The sequence below is a fragment of the Algoriphagus alkaliphilus genome (genome assembly GCF_900103735.1).
Taxonomy (GTDB): Bacteria; Bacteroidota; Bacteroidia; order Cytophagales; family Cyclobacteriaceae; genus Algoriphagus; species Algoriphagus alkaliphilus.
This window is the reverse complement of sequence record NZ_FMXE01000039.1, coordinates 1-26119: the sequence shown is the minus strand read 5'-3', so window position 1 is coordinate 26119 and position 26119 is coordinate 1. Positions and strand designations below refer to the sequence as shown.

General features: G+C 42.2%; 27 protein-coding genes and 1 pseudogene. 19 read left to right on the top strand and 9 right to left on the bottom strand.

The window, feature by feature from the left end; all coding sequences use genetic code 11:
- Window positions 1-95 precede the first annotated feature (95 nt).
- From BLQ81_RS19360 to BLQ81_RS19345, 4 genes are all read left to right on the top strand, one after another.
- A complete protein-coding gene (locus tag BLQ81_RS19360; protein ID WP_092733889.1) occupies window positions 96-998 on the top strand; it encodes a bile acid:sodium symporter family protein in 903 nt (300 codons plus the stop codon).
- Window positions 995-1996 carry a 1-acyl-sn-glycerol-3-phosphate acyltransferase gene (locus tag BLQ81_RS19355; protein WP_092733886.1) on the top strand — a complete coding sequence of 334 codons (1002 nt, stop codon included), beginning with the start codon at window positions 995-997 and terminating at the stop codon, window positions 1994-1996. The genes BLQ81_RS19360 and BLQ81_RS19355 overlap by 4 nt, the downstream gene beginning before the upstream one ends.
- A gap of 188 nt (window positions 1997-2184) precedes the next feature.
- Window positions 2185-3279, top strand: a complete 1095-nt coding sequence (gene hppD, locus BLQ81_RS19350; RefSeq protein WP_092733882.1) for a 4-hydroxyphenylpyruvate dioxygenase — start codon at window positions 2185-2187, stop codon at window positions 3277-3279.
- A 209-nt stretch (window positions 3280-3488) separates the two neighbouring features.
- Window positions 3489-4568: an MBL fold metallo-hydrolase gene (locus tag BLQ81_RS19345; RefSeq protein ID WP_092733879.1), complete on the top strand. Its 1080-nt coding sequence runs from the start codon at window positions 3489-3491 to the stop codon at window positions 4566-4568.
- Here BLQ81_RS19345 and BLQ81_RS19340 read toward each other — a convergent pair.
- From BLQ81_RS19340 to BLQ81_RS19325, 4 genes are all read right to left on the bottom strand, one after another.
- Complete coding sequence (locus BLQ81_RS19340; RefSeq protein ID WP_175454288.1) at window positions 4565-5407, bottom strand: AAA family ATPase; 843 nt, start codon at window positions 5405-5407, stop codon at window positions 4565-4567. The genes BLQ81_RS19345 and BLQ81_RS19340 overlap by 4 nt on opposite strands.
- Before the next feature lie 74 nt (window positions 5408-5481).
- Window positions 5482-6069 (bottom strand): Maf family nucleotide pyrophosphatase, encoded by a 588-nt coding sequence (locus tag BLQ81_RS19335; protein WP_092733873.1) that lies wholly within the window; start codon window positions 6067-6069, stop codon window positions 5482-5484.
- Entirely contained in the window at window positions 6038-7348 is a 1311-nt protein-coding gene (locus BLQ81_RS19330) for a DUF1015 domain-containing protein (protein ID WP_092733870.1), read from the bottom strand. Before BLQ81_RS19330 ends, BLQ81_RS19335 begins: the two co-directional genes overlap by 32 nt.
- Window positions 7348-8844 carry an acetyl-CoA carboxylase biotin carboxylase subunit gene (locus tag BLQ81_RS19325; RefSeq protein ID WP_092733867.1) on the bottom strand — a complete coding sequence of 499 codons (1497 nt, stop codon included), beginning with the start codon at window positions 8842-8844 and terminating at the stop codon, window positions 7348-7350. Before BLQ81_RS19325 ends, BLQ81_RS19330 begins: the two co-directional genes overlap by 1 nt.
- Window positions 8845-9162: 318 nt before the next feature.
- On the opposite strand from BLQ81_RS19325, the gene BLQ81_RS19320 reads away from it, so the two are divergent.
- Together BLQ81_RS19320 and BLQ81_RS19315 are read left to right on the top strand one after the other, a co-directional pair.
- Window positions 9163-10413: an aminotransferase class I/II-fold pyridoxal phosphate-dependent enzyme gene (locus BLQ81_RS19320; protein WP_092733864.1), complete on the top strand. Its 1251-nt coding sequence runs from the start codon at window positions 9163-9165 to the stop codon at window positions 10411-10413.
- Between the two features lie 102 nt (window positions 10414-10515).
- Window positions 10516-10692: a histone H1 gene (locus BLQ81_RS19315; RefSeq protein ID WP_092733861.1), complete on the top strand. Its 177-nt coding sequence runs from the start codon at window positions 10516-10518 to the stop codon at window positions 10690-10692.
- A gap of 64 nt (window positions 10693-10756) precedes the next feature.
- Here BLQ81_RS19315 and BLQ81_RS19310 read toward each other — a convergent pair whose 3' ends face one another.
- On the bottom strand, window positions 10757-12595 hold the full coding sequence (locus BLQ81_RS19310) for a M1 family metallopeptidase (RefSeq protein ID WP_092733941.1): 1839 nt from the start codon (window positions 12593-12595) through the stop codon (window positions 10757-10759).
- Window positions 12596-13273: 678 nt separating this feature from the next.
- Between BLQ81_RS19310 and BLQ81_RS22845 the strand changes: the two genes are divergently transcribed.
- The 6 genes from BLQ81_RS22845 (at window position 13274) to BLQ81_RS19290 (ending at window position 16731) form a co-directional block, all read left to right on the top strand.
- Complete coding sequence (locus BLQ81_RS22845; protein WP_245693321.1) at window positions 13274-13471, top strand: beta propeller repeat protein; 198 nt, start codon at window positions 13274-13276, stop codon at window positions 13469-13471.
- 42 nt (window positions 13472-13513) lie between these two features.
- On the top strand, window positions 13514-13774 hold the full coding sequence (locus tag BLQ81_RS22840; protein WP_245693320.1) for a hypothetical protein: 261 nt from the start codon (window positions 13514-13516) through the stop codon (window positions 13772-13774).
- 61 nt (window positions 13775-13835) lie between these two features.
- Window positions 13836-14465 carry a WD40/YVTN/BNR-like repeat-containing protein gene (locus BLQ81_RS22835; protein ID WP_245693319.1) on the top strand — a complete coding sequence of 210 codons (630 nt, stop codon included), beginning with the start codon at window positions 13836-13838 and terminating at the stop codon, window positions 14463-14465.
- Window positions 14466-14918: 453 nt separating this feature from the next.
- Window positions 14919-15164: a hypothetical protein gene (locus tag BLQ81_RS19300; RefSeq protein ID WP_092733859.1), complete on the top strand. Its 246-nt coding sequence runs from the start codon at window positions 14919-14921 to the stop codon at window positions 15162-15164.
- On the top strand, window positions 15164-15451 hold the full coding sequence (locus BLQ81_RS23200; RefSeq protein ID WP_175454287.1) for a type II toxin-antitoxin system RelE/ParE family toxin: 288 nt from the start codon (window positions 15164-15166) through the stop codon (window positions 15449-15451). Before BLQ81_RS19300 ends, BLQ81_RS23200 begins: the two co-directional genes overlap by 1 nt.
- The gene (locus tag BLQ81_RS19290) at window positions 15448-16731 is read left to right on the top strand and encodes an APC family permease (protein ID WP_245693318.1); all 1284 of its coding nucleotides are present in this window, start codon (window positions 15448-15450) and stop codon (window positions 16729-16731) included. The genes BLQ81_RS23200 and BLQ81_RS19290 overlap by 4 nt, the downstream gene beginning before the upstream one ends.
- Here the strand turns inward: BLQ81_RS19290 and BLQ81_RS19285 are convergent.
- The 4 genes from BLQ81_RS19285 to BLQ81_RS19265 all read right to left on the bottom strand — a co-directional run bounded on the left by BLQ81_RS19285 (window position 16728) and on the right by BLQ81_RS19265 (window position 20037).
- Window positions 16728-16979, bottom strand: coding sequence for a hypothetical protein (locus tag BLQ81_RS19285; RefSeq protein WP_092733853.1), 252 nt, complete (start codon window positions 16977-16979; stop codon window positions 16728-16730). The two genes, BLQ81_RS19290 and BLQ81_RS19285, sit on opposite strands and share 4 nt — an antisense overlap.
- 304 nt (window positions 16980-17283) lie before the next feature.
- The gene (locus BLQ81_RS19275) at window positions 17284-17727 is read right to left on the bottom strand and encodes a DUF1572 family protein (protein ID WP_092733847.1); all 444 of its coding nucleotides are present in this window, start codon (window positions 17725-17727) and stop codon (window positions 17284-17286) included.
- Complete coding sequence (locus tag BLQ81_RS19270; protein ID WP_092733844.1) at window positions 17724-18554, bottom strand: N-acetylmuramidase domain-containing protein; 831 nt, start codon at window positions 18552-18554, stop codon at window positions 17724-17726. Before BLQ81_RS19270 ends, BLQ81_RS19275 begins: the two co-directional genes overlap by 4 nt.
- Window positions 18555-18630: 76 nt before the next feature.
- The gene (locus tag BLQ81_RS19265; RefSeq protein ID WP_092733841.1) at window positions 18631-20037 is read right to left on the bottom strand and encodes a DEAD/DEAH box helicase; all 1407 of its coding nucleotides are present in this window, start codon (window positions 20035-20037) and stop codon (window positions 18631-18633) included.
- A 186-nt stretch (window positions 20038-20223) separates the two neighbouring features.
- On the opposite strand from BLQ81_RS19265, the gene BLQ81_RS19260 reads away from it, so the two are divergent.
- The 7 genes and pseudogenes from BLQ81_RS19260 to tnpA all read left to right on the top strand — a co-directional run.
- Entirely contained in the window at window positions 20224-21276 is a 1053-nt protein-coding gene (locus tag BLQ81_RS19260; protein ID WP_092733838.1) for a carboxypeptidase-like regulatory domain-containing protein, read from the top strand.
- Between the two features lie 257 nt (window positions 21277-21533).
- The gene (locus BLQ81_RS19255; protein ID WP_092733835.1) at window positions 21534-23402 is read left to right on the top strand and encodes a gamma-glutamyltransferase family protein; all 1869 of its coding nucleotides are present in this window, start codon (window positions 21534-21536) and stop codon (window positions 23400-23402) included.
- A 482-nt stretch (window positions 23403-23884) separates the two neighbouring features.
- On the top strand, window positions 23885-24067 hold the full coding sequence (locus BLQ81_RS22830) for a hypothetical protein (RefSeq protein ID WP_245693317.1): 183 nt from the start codon (window positions 23885-23887) through the stop codon (window positions 24065-24067).
- A 12-nt stretch (window positions 24068-24079) separates the two neighbouring features.
- Window positions 24080-24211 (top strand): annotated as a pseudogene (gene rhuM / locus BLQ81_RS22980) (RhuM family protein); the annotation flags it as partial.
- 321 nt (window positions 24212-24532) lie between these two features.
- Window positions 24533-25507 carry a hypothetical protein gene (locus BLQ81_RS19245; protein WP_092733833.1) on the top strand — a complete coding sequence of 325 codons (975 nt, stop codon included), beginning with the start codon at window positions 24533-24535 and terminating at the stop codon, window positions 25505-25507.
- A gap of 204 nt (window positions 25508-25711) precedes the next feature.
- The gene (locus BLQ81_RS22395; protein ID WP_175454286.1) at window positions 25712-25873 is read left to right on the top strand and encodes a hypothetical protein; all 162 of its coding nucleotides are present in this window, start codon (window positions 25712-25714) and stop codon (window positions 25871-25873) included.
- 9 nt (window positions 25874-25882) lie between these two features.
- On the top strand, window positions 25883-26119 hold a 237-nt coding region (tnpA, locus tag BLQ81_RS19235; RefSeq protein WP_092733827.1), incomplete at its 3' end, for an IS66 family insertion sequence element accessory protein TnpA.

Here is a 26119-nt window from a genome sequence, read left to right as displayed (position 1 = left end):
CATGGACTATTCAATAAATTTGTTTTAAACACTATTAAAGCTTCTCTTGATTTTTAAAATTTTGAATTATCAACTATTCCCGTGATTTTCGGGTAATGAGCTCCTCCAACCCGCTTGATTCCATTCGCCTAAACTTCTCACAGGGCGATTTGCTCTTGCTCAATCTTGCGCTAGCCTTGATCATGTACGGTGTAGCCTTGGATCTGCGATGGGAGGATTTCCGATACCTCCTGAAAAATCCCAAAGGATTTTTTATGGGGATATTTTCCCAGTTTTTACTTTTACCGTTTTTGACTTGGGTTTTGATTTCCATAATCAAGCCACCCCCAAGTGTAGCGTTGGGAATGTTTTTGGTCGCGGCATGCCCCGGTGGAAATGTGTCTAATTTTCTGACAAGCCTCGCCAAAGGCAATACCGCACTTTCGGTAAGTCTGACCGGCTTTTCTTCCATTTTATCCATTTTCAGTACCCCATTGAACTTTGCGCTTTGGGCGGGATTTTACGAGCCCACTTCCCTCCTGCTGCGGGAGATAAGTTTGAATATTTCTGATGTCTTTTTTACAGTCGGTATTATCCTGGGCCTGCCGCTCATTATGGGAATTTTTACTCATAAGAGATTCCCCAAATTCGCCGACAAAGCCGCCAAAATCCTCAAGCCGCTGAGTATTTTGATTTTTGCAGCTTTTGTGGGTCTGGCATTTGCCGGAAATTTTAACATTTTTATCCAGTATATCGGAATGATTTTCGTTTGGGTACTCGCTCATAATTTCATTGCCTTAAGCACTGGTTTTCTGACAGGAAAGCTCGGTGGCCTACCCATTGCAGATATTAAAACGCTGACAATTGAGACAGGAATTCAAAATTCCGGGTTGGGGCTGGTATTGATTTTTACTTACTTTGAGGGCCTTGGAGGCATGGCAATCATCACTGCACTGTGGGGCATTTGGCATCTCATATCTGGCATGACTATCGCCAGCCTTTGGAAATTACGCGAATGAAAGATCTGATTAATGCGATTTTAAGATTATTGATAAAAGTATCCCTTCATGGATATTTTAAAAAAATCATCGTTGAGGGCAAAGAAAATCTCCCCAAAAATCGTCCGGTTATCTTGGTAGCCAATCATCAAAATGCATTGATTGACCCCTTGCTGCTAGCCACTCACACCCGGCTCAATCCCTGGTTTCTGACCCGAGCTGCCGTATTCACCAATCCAATAGTATCCAAACTCCTACATTTCATCCGGATGCTTCCTGTGTACAGGGTACGGGATGGATTTTCCACAATTCAGCACAATCACCAGACTTTTGATCAGACTTTTGAGGTGCTGCGCAAAAATGGAACAGTCGTTGTCTTTGCAGAAGGAAGTCACAGTCTGGTAAGAAATCTGAGACCATTGAGCAAAGGATTTACCCGAATGGCTTTTGGTCTGAAGGAAAAATACCCTGAACTTGACCCTGTGATATTGCCTGTGGGATTACAGTTTAGCGCACACATGCGATCCGGAAGTACAGTCAGAATCACTTTCGGAAAATTCATACCGGTAGATATGCCTTCCTCTCAATCCGGCAAACTGACTAAAAGTGTGGAAAATGCCTTGAAGTCTTTGATCGTGGATATTCCGGATGAAAACTATGCGCATACACTTCAACGATTAATAGAAAATGAGGTGGATCTAACCTCCAAAGTTGAGGTTCATACCTTTTTGGAAACAGGGAAAGTCCTGAATCCTATCCCAACTGTTGGGAGTTTGAATAATAAGCTGATGAAGATTTTCAACCTGCCGCTCTATTGGCTTTGGTTATGGAAAAGAAATAGCGTGGAAGACGAGGTGTTCAGCGCTACCTGGAAATTTCTGATCGGTTTCGTTTTGGCAGTACCTTACTACTTTTTTCTGCTTTGGTTGGCGATGGAAACGGTTTTGGGAACCTGGGCATTGACCTTTTTGATCATGGCTTGGATCACGCTGTGGAGAAATCAGAACCCGCAGGAATGAGGCCTTAGCTCACAGATTTTTCCCAGATCAGCACTGATCTTTAACTTAAAATTGAAGCAACCTTTTATCTGTGACTATCCGTGGCATCGGTGAGCGATTATTCAAAAAAAGTTTTAAGACAAACCAAATATTCTTTGGTTTTGTTTCTACCTTTGAATAAGAATTCGCAACCCAAATTTAACCCACGCATGAACAAGGACTTTCTTCCCCTCAACGGTACCGACTACGTAGAGCTTTATGTTGGCAATGCCAAGCAAAGCGCGCTTTTCTATCAATATGCTTTTGGATTTGAATTGATTGCCTATGCAGGTCCGGAGACAGGTGTTCGCGATAGAGCATCCTACGTTTTAAAGCAGGATAAAATCCGACTTGTCCTGACCTCGCCACTTGGCCCAATTCACCCCATTGCCCAGCATATCCAGCGACATGGTGATGGAGTGAAAGTTCTCGCACTATGGGTAGACGATGCAGAGAAGTCGTGGATGGAAACCACTTCCAGGGGTGCAGAATCTGCTTCAGCACCTGAAGTGATCAAAGATCAGTTTGGAGAAGTAAAAGTGGCCTCAATTTTTACTTATGGTGAAACCATTCATACGTTTGTCGAACGAAAAAATTACAAAGGCGTATTTCTTCCGGGCTATCGTCCCAGAAAAAGCACCTATCAACCCACAGGAATCGGTCTGAAATACATCGACCACTGTGTGGGAAATGTGGAACTTGGACAAATGAACCGATGGGTCGAGTTCTATGAACATGTCATGGGCTTTAAGCTCCTTCTGACCTTCGATGACAAGGATATTTCCACGGAATATTCCGCGCTGATGTCAAAGGTAGTTTCCAACGGAAATGGCTACATCAAATTCCCGATCAATGAGCCTGCTGCGGGCAAAAAGAAATCCCAAATTGAAGAATACCTGGAATTCTACGGTGGACCGGGCGTGCAGCACATGGCCATCGCCACAGATGATATCTGTCATACAGTAAGTGAGTTAAGACGCAGGGGTGTAGAATTTCTTGAAGTCCCTTCCTCCTACTATGATGATCTTTTGGATCGGGTGGGAAAAATCGATGAAGACCTCCAACCACTCAAGGATCTCAACATCTTGGTTGACCGCGATGATGAAGGTTATTTGCTCCAGATTTTCACTAAGCCGGTTCAGGATCGTCCAACCTTATTCTTTGAAATCATCCAAAGAAAGGGCGCTAAATCTTTTGGCAAAGGCAATTTCAAAGCGCTTTTTGAAGCGATTGAGCGGGAACAGGAATTAAGAGGGAATTTGTAAACTCTGAATGTCCAACGGCGGTCTGAAAACACGTTATTGCGAGGGGCTTTCCATAAAGAATTAAGTTTCCACTTAATTCTTCGCCCCGAAGCAATCTTTTAAAAAATTCATGCTTTTAAATTAAGACTGCTTTGCTCCGCTCGCAGTGACGTCACCCAAAAGCAACTTTTTATCTCTTTCAGGGGTTTGTTTTTAGTAATCTAATTCTAATGCGAAGAAGAACTTTTCTTACCAGTTTGGCTGCCGTGATTCCTGCGGGAATTATTTTGTCCAACTTGGATTTAAACGGACCTCCTACCTTGACCCACACTTCGAATCCCAAGCTACCTTACGACAAACAGCCTTCGGGTTGGAAAGGTACTCCCCGACTCAGCGATGGAACTTTCCAGAATTTATATCATCCCTTTGAGGCGAGTTTGGCTGCTGTCCTCAAATGGAAATTGGATAAGAATCCTCAGGAAGAAGCTAAAAAAACCGATAAAAGACGGCTTGAGGTAAATCACATCGGAACATTCCATCCCAATGGGCGAGATGAATTGATTTGGCTTGGTCATGCGAGCTATCTTATTTACATCGGAGGAGTAACCATTCTTACAGATCCGGTATGGCTGGACAACTGGGTGCTGAAGCGTAATTCAGCCCTCCCTATCGATCCAGAGCAACTTCGCGATGTGAATTATATTTTACTTTCACATGACCATCGGGATCATTGTGATGAAGCAACGCTGAAATTACTGGGAAAACTTTTGCCGAAGGCTCAAATCCTGACCGGAATGAATATGGGATCCTTAATACAATCTTGGATGCCCAAAAATAAGATTCAGGAAGCAGGCTGGTTTCAAACCTATGACATAAAAGAGTCCCTTAGAATTACCTTCCTTCCTACAAGGCACTGGTCACGAAGAGGTTTGTTGGATACCAATCAGCGACTATGGGGAGGTTACTATATCGAGAGCGGGGAGAGCACCATCTACTTTATGAGTGATTCCGGTTATGGATCTCATTTTAAATTGATCTCTGAAACAATGGGTTCCCCTGACTATGCCCTGATGGGAGTTGGGGCCTATAAACCAGAGTGGTTTATGCATCCGGCCCACATCAGTCCGATGGATGCTGCCAAGGTTTTTCAGGAAATGGGTGGGAAGCACTTCATCCCGATGCATTTTGGGACCTTTGATTTATCCGATGAATTGCTTTTAGAACCACTCGATTGGTTAAAAGCTAATCCTGAAGCTGTAAATGGAGCTTTGGTCGAGCCAATTGTAGGTAAAAATCTGCTTGTAGGCTAGAGGTACCGAAGGAACGCTTCTGGATTGTTGAGGAAATTTTTCATGATTGTGAAGTGCTCCGTTTCATCCACCATTACTTCATGTACTGTATCATCAAACTGCATGATTTGAGCTTCCGGAAGACTCATCAGTATCGGAGAATGCGTAGCTATGATAAACTGACAGTTTTCATTTAAAGCCAGATTTTTAATCATGGAAAAAAGTGCCAACTGACGCTGCGGAGAAAGCGCGGCTTCAGGTTCGTCAATCAGGTAAATACCTTCCGGTTGGATGCGACTTTGGAGAACTTTGATAAAACCTTCTCCATGTGATACTTGAGTCAAATCCCCGTATTTACGTTGCAGGGCTTCCTTTTGCCCCTGAATTGCACCAACAGCCACTTTGAGACCGTAGCCGCTGAGATTTTTTTCAAAGTCTACAATGTCCCCTTTCAGTTCCTGATCGATGGATCGGAGCCTTTTCACAAAGCCGAAGTAATCCTCCGCACGGAAAAAGAACCCCCTGTACGTTTTGGTCCGCTTCCACCTGGTAATGATTCCTTCGCTAAATTCCCTAAATCCAGTTAACGTATCATCCTGCTCCAAATCTGTGCTTCCGATCGCAGGAAGGTTGATTTTCATGGCCAAAGCTTTGAGTAAAGTGGATTTTCCCGAACCATTTTCCCCAACAAAAACAGTAATCGGACTTTTGAAATCCAAGGTTTCCAAACCCTTAAAAGCAGGAATACTGAAGGGGAATTGCCGGGCATTTCCGGTTGGGAGCGCTATTTTTTGAAGGAAGATCATGCTAAGCCATCGAATCTGCCAAAGATAATTCAATCTGAATTCTAAAGTGCTCACAGATAGCACGGATGTCCAAAGATGGGTTTCTTAGGATCTGTGCCTATCAGTGTCATCTGTGAGGTACAGTATTTTCACCACTTCTTCAGCTGTTGATAGACCAAATGCTGAGGGAAGCCCATCACGGTGAAGTACGATCCTTCGATTGAAGTCACCCCTACAAATCCGATCCATTCCTGTATTCCGTAAGCACCTGCTTTGTCAAATGGCTTAAAGTTTCGGATGTAATACCAGATTTCATCTTCTTCTAAAAAGCGGAAGGAAACCCTTGCCTCATCTTCGACAGTAATCTGTCTTTTGGAATCCTTGAAGGTGACCGCTGTCATCACCGTATGCGTGGCACCCGATAGGCTTTTGATCATTTCAAAGGCTTCCAATTCCGAATTTGGCTTACCCAAAATCCGGCCTTTCACGATCACAATGGTATCCGCGGTAATCAGGATTTGATTTTCTCCCAAAGGAACCGGAAAGCTATCGGCCTTAAGTTTTGACAAATATGCTGCTGCATACTCGGCGGGTAAATCCGTGGGGACTGTCTCATCCACAGGATGAACCTTCACCTCAAAATCAACTCCCAAAGCTTTCAAAAGCTCCTGTCGTCGGGGAGAATTGGAAGCCAAAATGATTCGTTTACCGGTTAGTTTGGTCAAAAAAGGCTCCATAGTCATAATCAAATTCTTCCTGCTTAATACTTCCAAAAAGCAATCCCCCGAGTGCTTTTGGATAAAAATAGGTGGATTTTTGGGGCATCACTGCTCCGGATTTACACACTTCCAATACTTGCTCCAATTCGATTTCCCGGGTGATGATTGCAAAACTTGCTTTTCCGAAGCGAACTTCTCGAACACACCTTGAGAAATTCCGCTCAAACGCCAATTGATCTGACTTTCGCTGCTGCTCTCCATTCAATCCCAAAATCTTTTCAAACAAGATGTGGTGTAAAATTACCAAATCAAGATTTCTCAATGACTCCGGCAATTCAGGACGAACTTCTTCGAATCGATCAGGCTTAAACTTGATTAGATAGGCTTCTTCCGAAAGAATCAATCCGAATGACCATTTCCTTTGGAACGTGTAATTGACCAATTCATCCGCATCACCAAATGGGCGGATGTCAAACCATAGGCCGATTCGATCTAAAAGTTCAGCTTCCGAAAGATCCAAGCCATAAAAAAGCCGATGCGTCGGAAGGATCTTCAGGTGATTGCCGTGTACATTGGTCAAGTACATCAAATGATAATCAGAGCCTTTCCATTTAGACTCAGGAAAAGCGTTTTGCTGTAACTTCCTATATTCAATAGCACCTTCCAAGCGATGATGTCCATCGGCGAGAATTACTTTTTTATTAGCTAAAACTGCTAAAAATCTCGAAATCACTTTTGCATCGTGAATCACACCCAAGACTTCCCGGACTCCTTGGTAATCTTCCAATTCATAAAGGGGCGATGCGATGGCTGCATCCATATGAAATTCTAATTCTGTACTTTCATCCTCATACAAGCCATGCGTGGGACTGGCCTGGATCTCTGTAGCCCGAAGTAAATCGATTCGGTCATTCACAGCAGAAACAATCGTACTCTCATGGCGCAGTATCTGATTTTCCTCCCAATCGTAGGCTTTTATCTGTGCGATGAATCCCTTTCTACAGCGCTCCTCATGATCTCCCGGAAGACGGAAATATTGGTAGTAAACATAGATTCCGGGTAATGAATCCTGATCAAGAACACCTTCTGATTTCCATCTCAGGAGAATCTTTTGAGCATTTTCGCTGGGATTTTCTCCTTGTGGTACAGAGAGATGAATACTGTTGAGGGGATTTCCGTAGAGCACTTCTCTTTGCTTGGTCGACACCACATCAAAAAGCGGGGCAGTTAAGTCTTCCAAATTTTGAGCGAGCTTCTCATTATATCTCCAGGCTTTAAGCGGTAAAATTTCTGCCATCAGACCAGTCGGTTTTTCCAATTGGTGCTGGGAAGTGACTTGATGGGCTTGGAAGGATTGACACGGTTTTCTTCTTTTTCGAAAAACTCCACGGCCAAAGCCGCCAGCAACTCCTTTTCTTCTTCAGAGAAAACAGGTTCCAATTTTTCAGGCCGAAAGTAGTTTTCTACAAACTTGGTGTCAAAATTACCTGAAACGAAAGCTTCATGCTCCAAAGCAAATCTGCAAAAGTCCAGGGTGGTTTGAATCCCTGTAATCCGGTAGTCATTGATTGCACGGATCATGCGATCAATTGCATCCTGACGGTTTTCTCCATGTGTGATAAGCTTGGCAATCATCGGATCATAATAGATTGGAATATCCATTCCCTCCTCAAAGCCATCATCCACGCGGATCCCGGGGCCTTGAGGTCTTCTATAGGTGACAAGAGTTCCGATATCAGGCAGAAAATTGTTTTTGGGATCTTCGGCGTAAACGCGGATTTCTACAGCATGACCATGAATCTTAAGATCTTCCTGGGCAAATGAAAGCGGATTGCCCTCCGCTATTAAAATTTGCTCACGAACGAGATCTTTTCCCGTGATCATTTCAGTCACCGGGTGCTCTACCTGAAGACGCGTGTTCATTTCCAAAAAGAAAAAATTCAATTTATCATCGACGATAAATTCCACGGTGCCGGCCCCATAATAATTGCAGGCTTTTGCAACGCCTACTGCGGCCTCACCCATAGCTTTTCGCATTGCTGGCGACACCACGGCTGATGGTGCTTCTTCGATTACTTTCTGATGCCGACGTTGAATTGAGCATTCCCGTTCAAAAAGATAAACCGTATTTCCATGCTGATCCCCTAAAACCTGAATCTCAATATGACGAGGAGAAGTGATGAATTTTTCGATAAATACCGCTCCATCACCAAATGCAGATTGCGCTTCAGAAACAGCCCGGTTCATTTGCTCCTCAAATTCTGACTCAGATTCAACGATCCGCATTCCTTTGCCTCCTCCACCGGCGGAGGCCTTTATTAATATAGGATATCCTATTTCAGCAGCTCTTGTCTTTGCGATTGGGATATCAGATATGGCTTCTTCTGTTCCGGGGACAAGTGGGATATCATATTTGGAAACCGCCTGCTTAGCTGCCAGCTTTGAGCCCATGACCTCTATTGATTCGGGTGAAGGACCGACAAATATCAAACCTGACTCGGATACTTTTTTGGCAAAAGCGGCATTTTCCGAAAGAAATCCATACCCCGGATGGATGGCATTCACTCCAAGTTCTATACAGACTTGAATTATCTTTTCTCCCAATAAATAAGACTGGTTGGATGGTGGGGGGCCAAGACAAACTGCCTCATCGGCAAATTTAACATGCGGAGACAGTCGATCTGCTTCTGAGAAAACCGCTACGGTGGCGATTCCCATTTCCTGAGCTGTACGCATGATTCGAAGTGCTATTTCACCACGATTTGCGACTAAAAGTTTTTTGATTTTTGGCATTGTTCTCTAATACGAATTATTTGGGTTGGGCAATTGGCGCGAAGCGAAATAAGGAAATAAATCCGAGCTTTTATGTGTTTGTAATTGATTTTTAAAGGCCGAATTACCTTCCCTAACCAACTTTACCGGCAGGCAGGCCAGTCTGCTCTAGGCAGATCGTTTATAATCATCCTACTTTGTACTGACTTGGAAATATTCGATTTATGAGGAATACAAGAGCTTTCGGGCGGATTTTTGCTTTGCAACGGGTAAAAGATTATTTTTGAAGACTTTTAATGAAAATTCATTAATTCAGGAAACTCTAAATTCAATATTACTTTGGATCTATTTGCAAAATTAAAAACGAACATGGGCCCTTTGGGCAAACACTCTGAGTTTGCAGACGGCTATTTCTCATTCCCGAAACTTGAAGGCGAAATTGCGCCTCGTATGAGATTTCAGGGAAAAGAGGTGCTAACATGGAGCCTAAATAATTACCTCGGTTTGGCTAATCACCCGGAAGTACGCAAAGCTGATGCTGAGGCAGCTGCGAAATGGGGAGCCGCTTATCCTATGGGAGCTCGAATGATGTCGGGTCAAACCAGCCTGCATGAGCAGCTTGAGGACGAGTTGGCGGAGTTTGTTGGCAAAGAGAAATCCTACTTGTTGAATTACGGATATCAGGGGATTATGTCGGTAATCGATTCTATTTTGGATCGAAAAGATGTGGTAGTCTATGATTCCGAATGTCACGCATGCATTATAGATGCCTTGAGAATGCACTTGGGCAAGCGCTATGTATTTCCTCACAACGACATAGAAAACTGCGAAAAGCAACTGGAGCGCGCTACCAAACTGGCAGCAGAAACCGGAGGCGGAATCTTGGTCATCACCGAAGGTGTATTTGGCATGACCGGAGATCAAGGTAAGCTGAAAGAGATCGTTGAATTGAAGAAAAAATTTGATTTCAGACTTTTGGTAGATGACGCGCATGGCTTTGGCACAATGGGTAAAACCGGAGCTGGAACAGGTGAAGAGCAAGGAGTACAAGAAGAAATTGATTTATATTTCTCCACTTTTGCAAAATCGATGGCATCAATAGGTGCCTTTATCGCAGGAGATGCAAATGTGATTCTTTATTTGAGATACAATATGCGCTCGCAGATTTTCGCAAAATCGCTCCCGATGCTACTTGTAGAAGGTGCGCTTAAGCGTCTTGAACTTTTGAGGTCTAAGCCGGAATTGAAGGATGACCTTTGGAAAATCGTTCATGCTTTGAGAAAAGGGCTCCATGATAATGGATTCAGCACTGGAAGATCAGATTCTCCGGTTACCCCTGTAGTACTCAATGGAACTGTTGGAGAAGCGGCAGCACTATCTCGGGATTTGAGAGAAAATTACGGTATTTTCTGTTCAGTGGTCATTTATCCTGTCATACCTAAAGGAATGATTATCTTGAGATTAATCCCTACAGCAGTTCATACGATAGCGGACGTCGAGGAAACCATCCGGGCATTTGCATCTGTAAAAGACAAGCTCACTAGTGAGTTCTATAAAAATTCAGAATTGGCACTATCGATTGTCGAATAAAAAAAAAAGTAAAAAAAATGCCCTCTGGATTGAATTAGTAAGTATTTGACCTATATTGAAACGTAATAAACTTATCATCAACCTTAAAATTAAACTTTTACTATGAACAGATTTAGTGAAGTAAAAAATCTTGTAATGGACCTAGAAGGTGATTTCGAGAAATTCTATGAGAAGGGCAATCAAGCAGCCGGAACTAGAGTAAGAAAAGGAATGCAGGACCTAAAAAATCTGGCCCAGGAAATTCGTACTGAAGTTCAGAATAAGAAGAACGCCGGTTGATCCAAAAAACAAAAGGTGGCATTAATGCCACCTTTTGTTATATGGATAACTAATAAAGTGGACCCTAAAACTCCACTTTATTGTTTTCAGGCTGTAGGTCAGCCATCCGTTTGCTTGGATCGATTTCTACAGACTTAATGGTTTTGAAATCTTTTGTCAATACCATCGTTTTGGTCAGATTCGTCCAAGGCCAAGCCTCAGTCCGAATTCTGACCGGCATTCCGTTCTCAGCACCTTTCTCCCCTCTCATGATCACCAAGGGCAGATAAATCAACTCCGAAGTTCCATCCTTGTAAGTTACGACCAGGTCCACAGGCATCGGCATCAATCCTATTCGTTCGAGTGTGATTTCGGTATTGCCACCACTTCCTTTTACTTCTTTGACCCCATAGTCGATGGTCTTTGTCGAGTTTACAAAGTATTCTTTATACCAATCCAACTCCAACCCGCTTTCTTTTTCCATAATTCTGACCAAATCATTCACGTTGGGATGACGGAATTTCCAAGTATCGAAATACCGCAACATTGCCCGGTTTCTCACTTCATCTCCGATCACATAACCCAATTGGGACAAGAATACAGCTCCTTTGGAATAGGCCGCTGCACCATAAGCTGAGTTGGTATGATAGTGATCCGCATGCGTAGACAAGGGTTCTTCAAGACCTGATTTTGCCAGTCTAAAATATCCGTTGTACGAGCCTCTGTTCGGATTGGATGAGGTTTGGAAAATATTGGCCATCGTCAAATCGGTGGCGTAGCTGGTAAATCCCTCATCCATCCAAGGATAAAGCGATTCGTTGGTTGCCAAAACACCATGAAACCAGCTATGGGCCAATTCATGAACCATCACTCCAACCAAACTTTGCAACGGTCTTTCTCCAGTAATCAAAGTGGACATCGCATATTCCATTCCTCCGTCTCCTCCCTGTACTACTGAGAATTGCTTGTATGGATATTGCCCAAAATTCTTAGAAAGGTAGTCGATGGCTTTTGGAGTGTACTCTTTCAGCTTTTCCCAATTTTCGGTTGTTTTTGCACCTGGTATAAAAAAATGGTGCACCGTAATTCCATTTTCCATCAGCACTTTGTCGTGTTTGTATTTAGGATCAGCTCCCCACATAAAATCATGAACCATAGGAGCTTTGAAGTGCCAAGTGAGGTTCTTTCCTGAAGACGTGGGAACCTTAACGCCCTCGTCTTCATATCCATGGCCAATTTCATTGGGATTCTGCAAGTAACCTGTCCCACCCAAAACATAGCTTTTGTCAATCGTGATTTTCACATCAAAATCTCCCCAAATGCCATAAAACTCACGTCCTATGTATGGATTTGCATGCCAGCCCTGTTCGTCATAATTTGCCATTTTTGGATACCACTGGGCCATGGAATAGCGCACGCCTTCTTCACTGTCTCTGCCTGATCTTCGGATTTGTATGGGTACTTGACCTTCAAATTCCATTTCAAAAGTCACGGTAGAATGAGGTAGAACCGCTTCCTCCAAATCCACCTCAAGGATCGTTTCCACCTCTTTGAACTTCAGGGCTTTTCCGTTCATTGTCAAACTTTTGGCATGGAGGTAGCCAATTTCGTTTGGCTTTAGATTGGCAATTCGGGATGCTACACGTCTATCTGGATCTGCTATGGTTCTGGATCGGACATCCATCATGGAGCCGGGTTGAAACGCATTGAAATACAAATGATAAAACACTCTATTCAGTGTATCAGAAGAGTTATTGGTGTATTTGAGTACCTGCTTACCTGTAAACTGATTGCTCTGGACATCCATATTCACATCCATGGTGTACTGGACGGCTTGTTGAAATCGACCGTTTTGAGCATTTGCCCCCAGGACCCCCACAAAAAGAAAAAGCCCTATAAAAGGCTTCAATATACTTTTAATCATATTGAGTAATTTTTTTCTAAAGAAAAAGAAATCTCGTTCAAACCGCAAACCAGCAGTAAAAAATCGATTCGGGAATATTTCCCGCTCGCTCTCTCCCATTGGAATAAAAAACCGATTCCGAGTCCTTTGTTTTTATTTTAATTAATATGTGTATTCGGTTAGCTGCACGTACCCAAATAAAGGTAGAATTAAGTTCCAATTGAATGTGCTGTGGACTGTTGACAGTCGTCTGTGGACGTGTATCCGCATACAAAATACCCCAAATCTAGTCCACGTGCATCAGTGCGGATACACATATTAATTAATGAAGTAAAAGAAATCTTCTTAATTAAATGGAAAAAATCCATCTCTTGATTTTGGCGGTCTTGTTCAGCTTCGGAATAGAAGCATAACATGTCAACATGGACTTATTTTAAGTCCATGAAAGCCAGGAGTATCGGGCCGGGAGCAATGAGTGGCAGAATTACTGCCGTCGATGCCATCCATGACAATCCCAACATTATATATGCGGGTTCAGCCTCTGGCGGACTCTGAAAATCCAACTCTGGGGGAATCACTTGGAAACCGATTTTTGACAATGAGAAAGTCCACTCCATCGGTGCGATTTCCATCTATCAGAAAAACCCGAATATTATTTGGGTAGGTACCGGCGAAGGAAATCCCAATAACTCGTTCAATATGGGATATGGAGTCTATCGATTCATGGATGCGGGAAAAACTTGGCAGATGATGGGCTTGGAGAAAACAAGAGCAATTCATCGAATCATTCTACATCCTGATGATCCAATCACGGTATTTGTTGGAGCGATCGGTTCTCCCTGGGGAGAGCAAGAGTACCGTGGCCTATATAAAACGACAGATGGCGGAAAGACCTAGAAAAAAATCCTTTACATCGACACCAAAACCGGTGTGGGTGAAATGATCATGGCCCCAAATAATCCCAATAAGATCTTTGTCAACATGTGGCAGCACAGACGTTACCCATGGTTTTTTGAATCAGGAGGGGAATCCTCTGGCCTTTATGTAACCCATGATGGTGGGGACAATTGGAAGAAGCTTAATGCGGAAGACATGGGAAGAGCTTCCGTGAACTACTCTCCTATGAAGGCGTACATCCCGACCATCACGCATGTGGTATATCAATCCCAACGACCCTTCCCTTTAGATCAATGGAAATGATGGGGGATTGAATATCTCCCGTGACATGGGTAAAACCTGATACTTCGCTGAAGGAATTTCGGTGGGCCAGTTTTACCACATCAATGTGGATAATGAAATCCCATACAATGTATATGGAGGAATGCAGGATAACGGTTCCTGGACCGATCCGGCCTATCTTTGGAGAGTCGATGGCATCCGAAATACCTACTGGCAGGAGCTCTCCTTCGGTGATGATTTCGATGTGGTTTCTCATCCTGCTGATTCCCGATATGGCTATACCATGTCTCAGGGTGGTAACGTTTCGAGATTTGACAAGTTGACGAGACACAACAGAACCATTAGACCAACGCATCCTGACAAAGATGTATTCTTGAGATATAACTGGAATGCGGCTATCGCACAGGATCCACATGATGTGAATACCGTTTATTATGCTTCTCAATTTTTGCATAAGTCTACAGATTCAGGGGAAACTTGGGAAATTATTTCTCCTGATTTGACCACCAATGATTCTACAAAGCAGCGACAGCAGTTTACCTGTGGATTGACTTTTGACATCACAGGCGCAGAAAACCACACGACAATTATTGCAATTGCTCCAAGTCCGGTAGACAAAAACGTAATCTGGATAGGAACTGATTATGGCAACTTGCAGGTAACTCAGGATGGTGGAAAGACATGGACTAATGTTGCCGCTAAACTTAGGTGACTGGAAAGCTTTTGAGGAGAAAGTAAAAGCCACACCGATTGATATCATCTACAGGTGAAGTAGCTTCTGAATACTTAAAGTAAGTTCAAAGTCAACCTTGATCAATATCCAATTGAATCAATTAGACTATTGAAATACTTTATAAACAACGGATGTTGATTATAACTTCGGTCCTCGGTCTTCTGTCTTCCAGCTTTTTCCACTACTTCTTCACCTGTAGATGATACTTGAATATAGAACAGGCGTAAAAATAGATCTAGGCTACTTCGGTCTCCCGTCTTCGGTCTTCCATTCGATTTTCGATTGATTTTTGGAAATTGTCAGAGCAACCTTTAGGCATATCCACGTAAGTATTTCGACTAAAAGCATCCTGAATTTTCGGAATGCTTTTTTCGTTTATTACCAAATCATTCCAAGGAATAATTTTTAACTTATATCAAAATTATAAAAGTCATGATTACAGCAGGAGAAAAACAAGATTTAATTGATTGGATCACAAACCTTGAAAATCAATCACTCTTAAATTATTTATTTGAGTTGAAAGCTGCAAACGAAAGCAATGAAACCATATTTCAAGTTTCTGAGCAAGAAAGAGAAGGAATAAATAGAGGTTTAGACGACTTGGAAAATGGAAGAACAAAAACCCATAAAGAAATGAAAGATGAACTAAAGTTAAAATTTCCTCATCTTTTCCAATAGTGGAGTTTGTATGGACATATAATGCTTCAGAAGAATACATCCAAATTTTAGAGTATTTGGAAAAGAAATGGTCTTTACGAGTAGCTAATAAATTTGTCCAAGATGTCGACGAGAAATTAGAATTACTTCTCACGAATTATTACACTTTTCAGAAAGTTGAGGAAAAGAAAGTTCAAAAATTCCTCATCAATAAGCATATAACCCTTTTTTACTTGGTTGAAGGAAAAAAAATAGTGTTGCTCCATTTTTGGAATAACTCGCAAGACCCAAATAAATTAAGCCTTTGAGCTACGCCACCTCCAAGATTTCATGGAAAACTGCTGCCGGACTGGTAATCTCCAGTATGATTGGTACAGGTGTCTTCACTAGCTTGGGTTTCCAGCTGCTAGAAGTTCAAAATACCTGGTCCATACTTTTGCTTTGGACTTTGGGCGGAGTGATGGCTCTCGTCGGTGCCTTTACCTATGCAGAACTGGGTACTCACTTCCGGAAAACTGGCGGAGATTACATTTTCCTTTCGGAAGCCATTCATCCCGCAGTTGGCTATTTATATGCTTGGGTTTCTCTAACTGTTGGATTCTCTGCCCCCATAGCCATTGCTGCCATGGCAATGAATGGTTATTTGAGCCCTATTTTAGGCAATACGATTTACCCTGGTTTGTTCTTTTTGTTAGCTGTACCAGTTGCTCACATTTTTTCAGTGAGCCGGTCGGCCCATTTTCAGGATGTTCTTACCTTGATCAAAATTGCTTTTGTAATCCTTTTGATAATCTTGGGCTTCGGATATTCTTCTTCTGCCGAAGTCTCATCATTTGATTTTTCCTCTTCCTGGCAAAAAGAAGTGATAATGCCAGGATTCGCCGTTTCGCTGATCTATGTTTTCTATGCCTACACGGGATGGAATTCAGCTGCATATATAATCGAGGAAGTGGATCATCCGGAAAAAAATCTGCCAAAAGCCCTGATTTGGGCTACTTTCTCAGTTATGGTAGTCTACCTCCTACTCCAGATGGTCTTTTTGAGACATGCTTCAATTGCACAGCTAATTGGAAAGGTAGAGGTAGCAGATATTGCTTTTGGTAATTTATTCGGGACAACAGGGGCGCTCTGGGTAAGCTTCTTTATTGGGATTCAACTGATCGCTACCATTTCGGGATATGCTTGGATAGGTCCCCGTATCACCTATGCAATGGCAAAGGACTTCAAGCTTTGGAAGCCATTGGCCAAAGTAAATACCAATGGAATACCGGTGCGGTCAATTCTGCTTAATACAGGAATCAGTTTAATACTCTTTCTATCCGGATCTTTTGAGCAGATTATGCTTTATGCTGGATTTGTCCTGCAGCTGATGGGAACAATTACGGTATATTCTTCACTCAGAATAAAAAAGGAAATTGGGTTCAAGAGCCCTTTTAAACCTTGGCTTCAATATAGTTACATCATCTTCAGTAGTGGGGTGATGATTTACCTTTTCTGGGATAGACCGATGGAAAGCTTTGCGGGATTAGGCATACTTGCCCTGGGCTTACTTATTTTTCTTTTTGATAAAAAAACGGAACAGGTTTAATTTTTTGCCAACAGGGGCTGACCCAAAATAATCTTCGTTGCAAAAAAAGTCCAAGCTACTATTGGGAAAACCAGGTGAGAAAGGTTGGAAGAAAGTTCAGCTAGCGTCACTCCCACCCAAAGTGCGACCAAAATAACAACTACATTCCCGATGAGCCCAAATTTCAAGGCGGAGATTCCCGTGAGCTTTTCCAATCCCAGGGTATAATAGGCATAGCTATCACAAACAACAGCCAGTCCGATGGTCATTTTAGCAAGGTAATCAGCTTCAATCTGAACCAGTTTATAGCGTAAAATTGCAAGTAATAGGAAAAGAAAGACCCAAACAATTGTCTAACAAAACCCGGTGGTTCAAACCAAAGGCGCCTTTTTTGTTCATTCCCTTCAATTCTTAGCCCAAGAAAATAGGCAGGCACATTGATCAAAAAGAGTATGCCAAAAAAAGAAGAATATTTGTTGATAAGGCACCCATCAAATAAAAATAGTACAGAAAGTGAATTTTCTATAAAAATCCGAACCGGATCGAATCAGTTTTAACAATCTTTTTAATAAATCAATCCAGCAATCTTCGGTGGTAATTAATTTGTCCTAAATGGTAATTAAAATGCCCATATAGGTGAATCAGAAAGAAACCTATGGACATCCCATGTCCAAAGAAATCATGCAGGGATTTGTCTCCGAGACGACTGGGATTTAGTCCAAGAATTGAATTTGAAACGATTTTTTTAACCTCTTCCAATTCCTCCAATAAAGACTCCCGCGTTTCACCTTTTACACCAAATTCACGCTCTCTATTTCTTAAATAGGCAATTCCTCCAAAATCTAATCCGATGAAATGCCTTAAATTTCCAAAAATATGGAGCGTCAGATTTCCTGCCGAATTAGCAATTCCCTTTTCAAGTATCCAGAGATTTTCTTCCTTTGAATAAGACTTTAATTCATTCCCAAGCTTCTCTAAATCTCTCTGAAATAGCTGATTAAGTTCCTTTAAGTTCATTGATGGTTTAAGTGTTTTTGATAGGCTTGAGCCATTTTTATATCGTATTTATTTTGAGCATAGCTTGGCCCGTTGTAGCATTTGGCAAAAGCAGCCCAATTCTTTGAACGTAAGTGGTTGATGCAACCGTATGCAGCAATATATCTGCCGAAGGCTTCCAGTTGATATCGTTCGTGAATGTACATTTGGTCAACGAAAGTTTGTGTTGAATCGTATCCCAACTTTTTGGCATGAAAACCCATAATCTGATAACTACCCCAAGACGCAGAGGCCAATGCGGCCTCTTTTACTTTGGGATCTGGCAAAAGCTTGGAAGCCTTTTCCAGCCGATCATATTCTCTTGTACCACCAAGATAGTGCGACTTGGTCCATCTGGAATACAGCACATCCTCATTCGAAGCATTGGACAGGGTACTCGGGTTGAGGCCTCTTTCCTGAAGCTGTCTCCAAAAGATATGTCCTTCAAAAAGGATTTTTGGCCGGCCGTCTACGAAAAAGCCTTTGCCACTACTTTCTACTTCATTTACTGCCTTTACTGCTGCAAGCTCCAGATTGTGCTTTTGAGCAAAATCTCTTAAGTCTTGTTCACCCAAAAATTTGTCACTGAGGGTTTGGGCTGGTCTGGTTTTGTCAATCAAAACTGTCCAAGATTTGATACCGACTTCGCCGTCTTCTACTAAGTTGTTTTTTTTCTGGAAATCCCTTACTGCTGCGTCCGTAAGATTGCCAAAGTAACCGGTGGCAGAAATTTGATAGCCTAATTTCCCGAGTAGTTCCTGAAGATAAGAGACATAGGGGCCCCTTGATCTGAATTTGATGGTTTGCATAGCGCTTTGGTTAAAAATGAAAAGTACTTCAAGTTACCTGAAGTACTTCATAAAAACCAAAACAATCCCCTGAAAATCAGGAGTCAATCACATTTTTTCGCTGTCCGTACTTACTCGGCGTTTCCGATTTTGGAGTATCCGAGGGCTCAGTTTTTTTAGCTTCTTGTTTCGGTGCTTCTTGTTTATGAGCTGGCGGAGCATTTTTAAAATCTGCCCTAGGCTTGAAACCTGATTCTGAATTTCTTTTTTCACCCGCAGGTTTATTTCCCGGCTTTTTCTTCTTTTTGTTTTTTGACTTGCCATCTCCTCCTGATGAAAATCCTGAGGATTTCGCCTTTTCTCCCAAGTATTCTGGACCTCTTTCAAAGCCTTCTGGCATTGGATTTCTGGTGATCTCCATTCCGATTAGGCTTTCAATTCGCACAAACTTGTGCTGATCTTTTGGATTGACAAATGTAATGGCTTCGCCTTCCTTATCCGCTCTTGCCGTACGCCCTACCCGGTGAACATAATCTTCCGGATCACTTGGAGTATCATAGTTGATAATTAACTCAATCCCCACCACATCAATTCCACGGGATATGATATCTGTACCGATCAGGATTTTCACTGCCTTATTTTTGAAGTTTGACATGATCTTCTCCCGCTCCAACTGCTCGAGATCCGAGTGGAAAGCCTCAATGTCAAATTCTTTTCTGAGTACTTTGTAAAGCGCTTTCACTTTGTCTTTGGTCGAGGCGAAAATGATTACCGATTCGTAGGCCTTCTGAGAAAGAATATGACGTACCAATTCTTCTTTTTGGCCATCGTAAACAGAGTACATCGATTGTGTCACCCCTTCGGCAGTTTTCCCTATTGAGAGCGAAATTTCCTCGGGATTATGCAGAAATTTCATACTGAACTGTCTGATCTTTGGAGGCATGGTAGCCGAGAAAAGAACTGTTTGGCGTTTCTGAGGCAGGTAGTTGACGATCTTAAGGATATCATCCGAAAAACCCATATCCATCATTCGATCAGCTTCGTCCAAGACCAAATGCTCTAATGTGCTTAGGTCCATTTTCCCTCCTGCCAGCAATGCTATCAAGCGACCCGGTGTAGCCACCACGATTTCTGCTCCGGTCTCCAGAGCCTTCTTTTGTTGTTCCCACACAATCCCATCGCCTCCACCATAGATTGGCACCGAACTCACTCCTAAAAAGTAAGAAAAACCCTGAATCTGCTGATCAATCTGAATTGCAAGTTCACGGGTAGGTGCCAAAATCAAGGTATTCAGTTTATTTGAACCTGACTTGGATATTTTGTTGAGAATAGGAAGTACAAACGCTGCGGTTTTTCCTGTGCCGGTTTGAGCGCAGGCAATCAAATCTTTGCCTTGCATGATTACCGGAATTGCCATTTCCTGAATTGGAGTCGGGCGATCAAAACCCATGGCATCGAGACCTTCCTGTAGTGAAGGCTCAAAATTGAAATTAATAAAACTCAAATTATTGGTGATTTAAAGAAATAAATAAGGTCTAAACAAAACCGACCCTTTCAAATATACGGTGTTAAACAATACAAAGCCAATCCTTAACCTTCTGTTAAAAATTCAAACCAGCCAAACTCATATCATTTAGCATCAATTCTAAGTTTGGACTATATTACTTTATCATTCAATGTAATTTGAGAAATGATCGAACTACGAAAAATCTATTTCCTTTGCTTGACCATTTTACTTCCATTTTTGGGTTTTGGTCAAAATTTCAGCCTAAGTGGAAGGGTCATGGATTTTGACACGAGGGAATATATAGAGGGAGCATCAGCCACACTTCGAAACACGGACTATGGTGACTTGAGCAACGGAGCAGGATATTTTCTGATAGAAAATATCCTTTCTCAAAAGTATAATCTCGCCATCACCCTGCCCGGTTATAATACCTATGAGCAAGTAATTCAACTCAAAGGTGACCTAAACCTTGGAAACATCTACTTGGTCAGATTTGGAAGTGAAGGCACGGGTGCTGCCTTGCAAAAAACCATTCGTGCCACCAATGTCAGCCGACTGCTGGTGGAGCGACCAAACTTCATTGGAAATACGGTTTATGGAATTGCTCCCGAACCCAAAAAACTGGAGGGAAATTTCTACCTCGACAACAAATGGAATGTGGCCTCTATCCTACTCTACCGAGATCAAACTGTCTTGGAAGGATTTCGAGTTCGATACAACATCAATTCCAATACATTCGAATTGATGGAGCCGGAAAACAATCTGGTTTCCACCATGGCCGGACAAAGAATTCAGAATATAGTCTGGATGGACAGCAGCTACAAAGTGCCCCGATACTTTGTAAACGGTATGGATTTCAAAGAAGACAATGTACCCATTTCCGGTTTTTTCGAGGTATTGGTAGAAGGAGATTTACCTTTGATGCGAAGAACCAAAGCAATTTTCAAAGAATCCAACTACAATACCGCCTTGATGGTAGGGAATCGAAACGATCAGATCATTAAGCGAAATGTGTATTACTACCTGAAAGGAAAAGATCTCTTTGAAGTTCCAAAAAAGCGGAAAGAACTATTTAAAATTTTCGGAGAAAAGGCTGCCGAAATGCAAGCCTTTGTGGAAGAAAATGAGATGGATTTGAAAAAGAATGGATCCATTTTCCAACTCTTCACAAATTATAATTCCAGGTTCCCGGGTTTTGTTCCTATCATGAATCAGCTGTTGGATGAGGGTGATTGAGGGGGTTGCTAAGTTATGGCTCATTTTCATTTCTCTACAGGTTTGATGTCCGATGACAGATGACCGATGAAGCCCAAATCCAATCTCCTTCCTGTAATTAAAATAGATACATTATTAAAATGATGATATTGTTAAACCCAAAAGATTAAATCACATCAAACATCGGTCACTCGACATCCGACATCGGTCATCCAACATCGGTCACCCGACATCCGAAATCCGACTTCCGAAATCCGAAATCAGTCACCCAAACCAATATGAAAAACCTTTTACTACTAGCCCTCCTCCTCCTCACCCACTCCTCTTTCTCCCAAGGGCTACCTGGACATGGGGCCGGCACTACCCCTAATCAGCGCCCCATTTTACATGGGAAAAACTGGGTTGCTATCACCGGAAAACCACTTGCGGCCACTGCAGGAGCGGCGATTTTCCTGCAAGGAGGAAATGCCGTCGATGCAGCCTGTGCGATGATAGCGGCCACTTCCACCATGTGGGACGTCCTGTCATGGGGCGGAGAAACTCAGGCTTTAATATACAATCCCAACACAAAAAAAGTAATTGCCATCAATGCACTTGGTTATGCCCCGACAGGTGCCACAGTGGAATTCTACAAGTCTCAAGGCATGGATTATCCTCCGCAATACGGTCCTTTGGCCGCAACGACTCCCGGCACTCCGGGCGGAATCATGACCATGCTGGCTGAATATGGCACGATGAAGTTGGAGCAAATCCTCCGTCCGGCTATGGACTTAACCAAAGGCTATCCGATCGAAGCTCAGACCGCAGATAATATTGAAAAGGGAAAGGCACAAATCAAGGAATGGCCTTATTCCAAAAAAGTTTTCCTTACCCATCCGGGAGAAAAACGAGAAGCACCCGAAGCGGGGGAAATCTTCGTTCAGGAGGATTTGTACCAGACTTTATCCAAAATGGTCGAAGCTGAAAAGTCAGCGCTAAAAGCAGGAAAAACCAGAAAGGAAGCCATCTACGCTGCCTATGACCGATTTTATAAAGGAGACATCGCCAAAGAAATCGTCCGTGGTACCAGAGAGCAGGGCGGACTGTTCACTGAAGCAGACCTTGCCAATTGGAAAGTAAAAATTGAGGAACCTCTTCACGTAAATTACCGGGGCATCGATGTCTACAAACTGCAGGAATGGACACAAGGACCTGCTTTGCTTCAATCACTGAACATCCTGGAAAACTTTGACCTCAAGTCAATGGGGTATAACTCCGCCAACTACATCAACACCGTCTATCAAGCGATGAGCTTAGCTTTTGCAGACCGTGATTTTTATTACGGCGATCCGGCTTTTGTCAAGTCACCGATGAAAGGTTTACTCTCCAAAGAATATGCAAAGGAACGCGCAAAGCTGATCGGACACGTCAATGATCCGAAGCTTGGACCCGGGGATCCCTACCCTTTTCAGGGAGGTACGAACCCTTACATGGAATTATTGAAAAAGAATCAAAAGGCACTTGCCATGCTGGACCCATCCGAAATCAATTCGCTGGTGGATGAAAAATTCCTGGCAGACTTCCAAAGTGGAACTACTTCAGTAGAGGCCGCAGATGCAGAAGGTTGGGTGGTTTCAGTAACCCCAAGCGGGGGCTGGATCCCTGCGGTGATCGCCGGAAATTCCGGTGTGGGACTTTCGCAACGGATGCAAAGTTTTGTTCTGGATGAAAATCTGAACCCTTACAACCTTCCCGAACCCGGAAAACGACCAAGGGTAACCCTGACACCTAGTTTAGCCTTGAAAGATGGCAAACCGATGTTAGCTTTTGCCGTGCAGGGCGGAGATTCTCAAGACCAAAATCTACTTCAGTTTTTCCTCAATGTAGTCGAATTTGATATGAATGTGCAGGAAGCTGCCGAAGCCCCAAACTTCAATTCCTATCAGATGCAGAGCAGCTTCGGAGATCATGAGATCAAGCCGGGAGCGATTACTTTGCGCAATGATACCCCCGACTGGGTTCGCAAGGACTTACTTAAGCGGGGCTATGTGATGGACTTCTGGACCAAGACCTCAGGCCCAATCACCGCCATCTGGCTGGACTGGAAGCACGGCACCCTCTGGGGCGCCGCCAGTAATTACGGAGATGATTACGGGATTGCTTGGTAAAGAGGGGAAATAGTTATTGGTTATTGAGTTATTGGTAAAGAGGAATGGGCGAGAGCCTGTTCCTTTTTTGTTTAAAAATCCCCCAACCCCTTTGAAAAGGGGGAATTGCCTAAATAGATCTTTCAGTCCAAATAATTTTCTAGTCAACGCCCAAGTTCAAAAATTAAGGGTAGAAGTGCTTTAGGCGCGACTCCCTCCTAATTTTGCAAGATTCGAACTTTGACTGGCAAATTTGAAGCTAAAAGATCTTGTGAGGCAACTCCTCCACCTATAAATGAGGTCAAAGTGTGGAAACTTCTTACTTCATAAATCGTGTTTCGAAATTCAAAAAATATCCTCCCCAAAACGGGGATAATTCAGTTCAAACGCTATCTTTAGAAGATAGATTATTATAATCCAAGCCAAAGTCTTCTCTCAAATTTGCACTAAAAATATCCAAGTGGCAATAAAGATTTTCAAAAGCCATTGTAACTGAATCCAATATGAACAGCGACATCCTGATCTACCAAATCCATGACGGAAACATAAAAATCGATGTGCGCCTGGAGGAAGAAACCGTTTGGCTGACTCAGGCACATATGGGGGCTTTGTTTGGTAAGGACAAGCTGACCATCAGTGAACATCTCGGCAATGTCTTTCGGGAAGGAGAATTGGACAAAAGTTGAACTGTCCGGAAATTCCGGACAGTTCAACTGGAAGGGTCGCGAGAAGTGGAACGGGAAATCGACCACTATAATCTTGATGTTATAATCTCTGTTGGTTATCGGGTCAAATCACCACAAGGCACGCAGCCGACATTAATAAACTGAGGAAGCCAAAGAATTGAAGCTTATTCTGGGTCCAAGTCTGAGACAAAAGCCCAATTGTCAGGCTGAGCACTGGAGCTACGATAGTAGCGTATATCGAAGCCCAAACTAAAGAGCCGAGGGAGAGAACCTTCCGTTTTTTTTCCAAAAACCTCAAAAAATACCCAGTACTGGGTATTGTGAAAAGAAGGATTTAGGCTGTTATTGAGATAGGAAATTCGTCAAAAGTTGCACTAATGCAGACAAATAAAGAAATAGATGCACGATAGGTACTATGAATAGACGAGTTGGCAGCAATTTTAAAACGCACAGCGCAACCCAACAATGAAAATAGAAATAGGAGAAAATTTAATAGCAAGTTATTTGAAGCACGTTGAAGACTGTAGAATTGTACAGACAAATTGGAAAACGAGTAGTAAATGGAAAATAACTGAATACGAAGAGGAAAAATCTAGGAAACTTTTTGATAAAATAAAATCGTCCCCGTTGTTCAGCGAAATTTTTAAAAACAATACGTATAACCAACTTATTAAGCAAGCTGAAATTGACGTAATTGGCTTAAATACAACTGAAAAATCTGTTTTTGGAATCGACATTGCTTTTCATTACGCTGGGCTAAATTATGCTGACACAGAAAATGTAGTTTTAAAAAAAATATTTAGGACAATATTTGTTTTGCAAACATATTTTAATGACTTTAATAAGTTTAGCGCTATTTTTATTACACCTAAAGCTAATCCAGCAACGGAGAAACCAATCCGTGAACTTATTGAAGAGGCAAATAAATTGATTAATGATGAAATGATTTCTGTAAACTTTATAAGTAATGAATCATTTTTTAGTTCTATTGTTGACCCATTATTAAATAACATTAACGAAGACAACGACACATCGGAATTGTTTATTAGAAGCATTAAACTTTTGCAATTGGACAAGAGAGTCAACATAAAAACAGAAAGTAAAAAGCAAAACAAAAAATCTACAATAAACATCAAGACAACTGTAGACGGTATGAAAATTGGACAATTTGTCCAATACAATATGAGAAAATTGTTTGAACAGAATTTAGTATCTCAAAACGAAATTGAAAATCTTCAAAACAAAGAATATTCCAAAAATATTTTTGACCAAAACTTTGAAGTATTAAGAAGTTCTGACAAAGAAATTACCGGTATTGATGGTAGAAGTCGTTATTATGCGAATGAAAAATTCTTTAAAGATTATTTTTTAACATCTCAATGGGTAGAAAGACACTGGGAACCTTTTAAAAATTGGATAGACAAAATGAATAATAGTTAACAAAAACTGCTGGTAACAACTAGATTTTCCTTGCCCGCGAAGAACAAACAATGAATGCACTGTTGCAATGCCTGTCCCGGTAATTTCGGGAAAACCGGAATTGGGACAACTTATAATATGGGTCTACCCTTTTCTACACTAACCTCATCCGCCATTTTCCCCCGAGAATCCTATCTTTATCCCTCCCAAAAACTAGTACCCCCAATGTTCGAACAAACTTTTAAAAACGTAGACGATATACTCCACAAGGATGCGGGCTGTGGCTCGGAACTGGATTATGTGGAGCAGACTTCCTGGATTCTTTTTCTCAAATATCTGTATCCCTCCGAGGAACTACATCTTGATGTGCTTTGCTTTATGAGCTAAAGTTGCGGGATGAAAAAGACAAGTATTGAAACCTACTATGAGCTGTTTTACAGATGGCAGCGATCCGGATTGAGTAAAGCTGCTTTTGCGGATCGAGAGGGGATTTCAAAAGTAAGTTTTTATTCTTGGTGCAAAAAGTTTGAAACCAAAACCGATTCCCAGGATACCTCCACTGGATTTACCAGAATCGAATTGGCTGAGGCTACTGCTCAGCTAGCAGTGGCCAAGATCAACTATCCAAGCGGA

Excerpts from the sequence above, each read along its gene's own strand:
- BLQ81_RS19255 (WP_092733835.1), top strand. The coding sequence starts at position 21,534 with ATGAAAAACCTTTTACTACTAGCCCTCCTCCTCCTCACCCACTCCTCT.
- BLQ81_RS19360 (WP_092733889.1), top strand. The coding sequence starts at position 96 with ATGAGCTCCTCCAACCCGCTTGATTCCATTCGCCTAAACTTCTCACAG.
- BLQ81_RS22830 (WP_245693317.1), top strand. The coding sequence starts at position 23,885 with ATGAACAGCGACATCCTGATCTACCAAATCCATGACGGAAACATAAAA.
- BLQ81_RS19325 (WP_092733867.1), bottom strand. The coding sequence starts at position 8,844 with ATGCCAAAAATCAAAAAACTTTTAGTCGCAAATCGTGGTGAAATAGCA.
- BLQ81_RS19285 (WP_092733853.1), bottom strand. The coding sequence starts at position 16,979 with ATGACCATCGGACTGGCTGTTGTTTGTGATAGCTATGCCTATTATACC.
- BLQ81_RS22840 (WP_245693320.1), top strand. The coding sequence starts at position 13,514 with ATGATCATGGCCCCAAATAATCCCAATAAGATCTTTGTCAACATGTGG.
- BLQ81_RS22395 (WP_175454286.1), top strand. The coding sequence starts at position 25,712 with ATGTTCGAACAAACTTTTAAAAACGTAGACGATATACTCCACAAGGAT.
- BLQ81_RS19335 (WP_092733873.1), bottom strand. The coding sequence starts at position 6,069 with ATGGAGCCTTTTTTGACCAAACTAACCGGTAAACGAATCATTTTGGCT.
- BLQ81_RS19330 (WP_092733870.1), bottom strand. The coding sequence starts at position 7,348 with ATGGCAGAAATTTTACCGCTTAAAGCCTGGAGATATAATGAGAAGCTC.
- BLQ81_RS19355 (WP_092733886.1), top strand. The coding sequence starts at position 995 with ATGAAAGATCTGATTAATGCGATTTTAAGATTATTGATAAAAGTATCC.
- BLQ81_RS19275 (WP_092733847.1), bottom strand. The coding sequence starts at position 17,727 with ATGAACTTAAAGGAACTTAATCAGCTATTTCAGAGAGATTTAGAGAAG.
- hppD (WP_092733882.1), top strand. The coding sequence starts at position 2,185 with ATGAACAAGGACTTTCTTCCCCTCAACGGTACCGACTACGTAGAGCTT.
- BLQ81_RS19345 (WP_092733879.1), top strand. The coding sequence starts at position 3,489 with ATGCGAAGAAGAACTTTTCTTACCAGTTTGGCTGCCGTGATTCCTGCG.
- BLQ81_RS19310 (WP_092733941.1), bottom strand. The coding sequence starts at position 12,595 with ATGATTAAAAGTATATTGAAGCCTTTTATAGGGCTTTTTCTTTTTGTG.
- BLQ81_RS19300 (WP_092733859.1), top strand. The coding sequence starts at position 14,919 with ATGATTACAGCAGGAGAAAAACAAGATTTAATTGATTGGATCACAAAC.
- BLQ81_RS19260 (WP_092733838.1), top strand. The coding sequence starts at position 20,224 with ATGATCGAACTACGAAAAATCTATTTCCTTTGCTTGACCATTTTACTT.
- BLQ81_RS19245 (WP_092733833.1), top strand. The coding sequence starts at position 24,533 with ATGAAAATAGAAATAGGAGAAAATTTAATAGCAAGTTATTTGAAGCAC.
- BLQ81_RS19315 (WP_092733861.1), top strand. The coding sequence starts at position 10,516 with ATGAACAGATTTAGTGAAGTAAAAAATCTTGTAATGGACCTAGAAGGT.
- BLQ81_RS22845 (WP_245693321.1), top strand. The coding sequence starts at position 13,274 with ATGGGATATGGAGTCTATCGATTCATGGATGCGGGAAAAACTTGGCAG.
- BLQ81_RS19270 (WP_092733844.1), bottom strand. The coding sequence starts at position 18,554 with ATGCAAACCATCAAATTCAGATCAAGGGGCCCCTATGTCTCTTATCTT.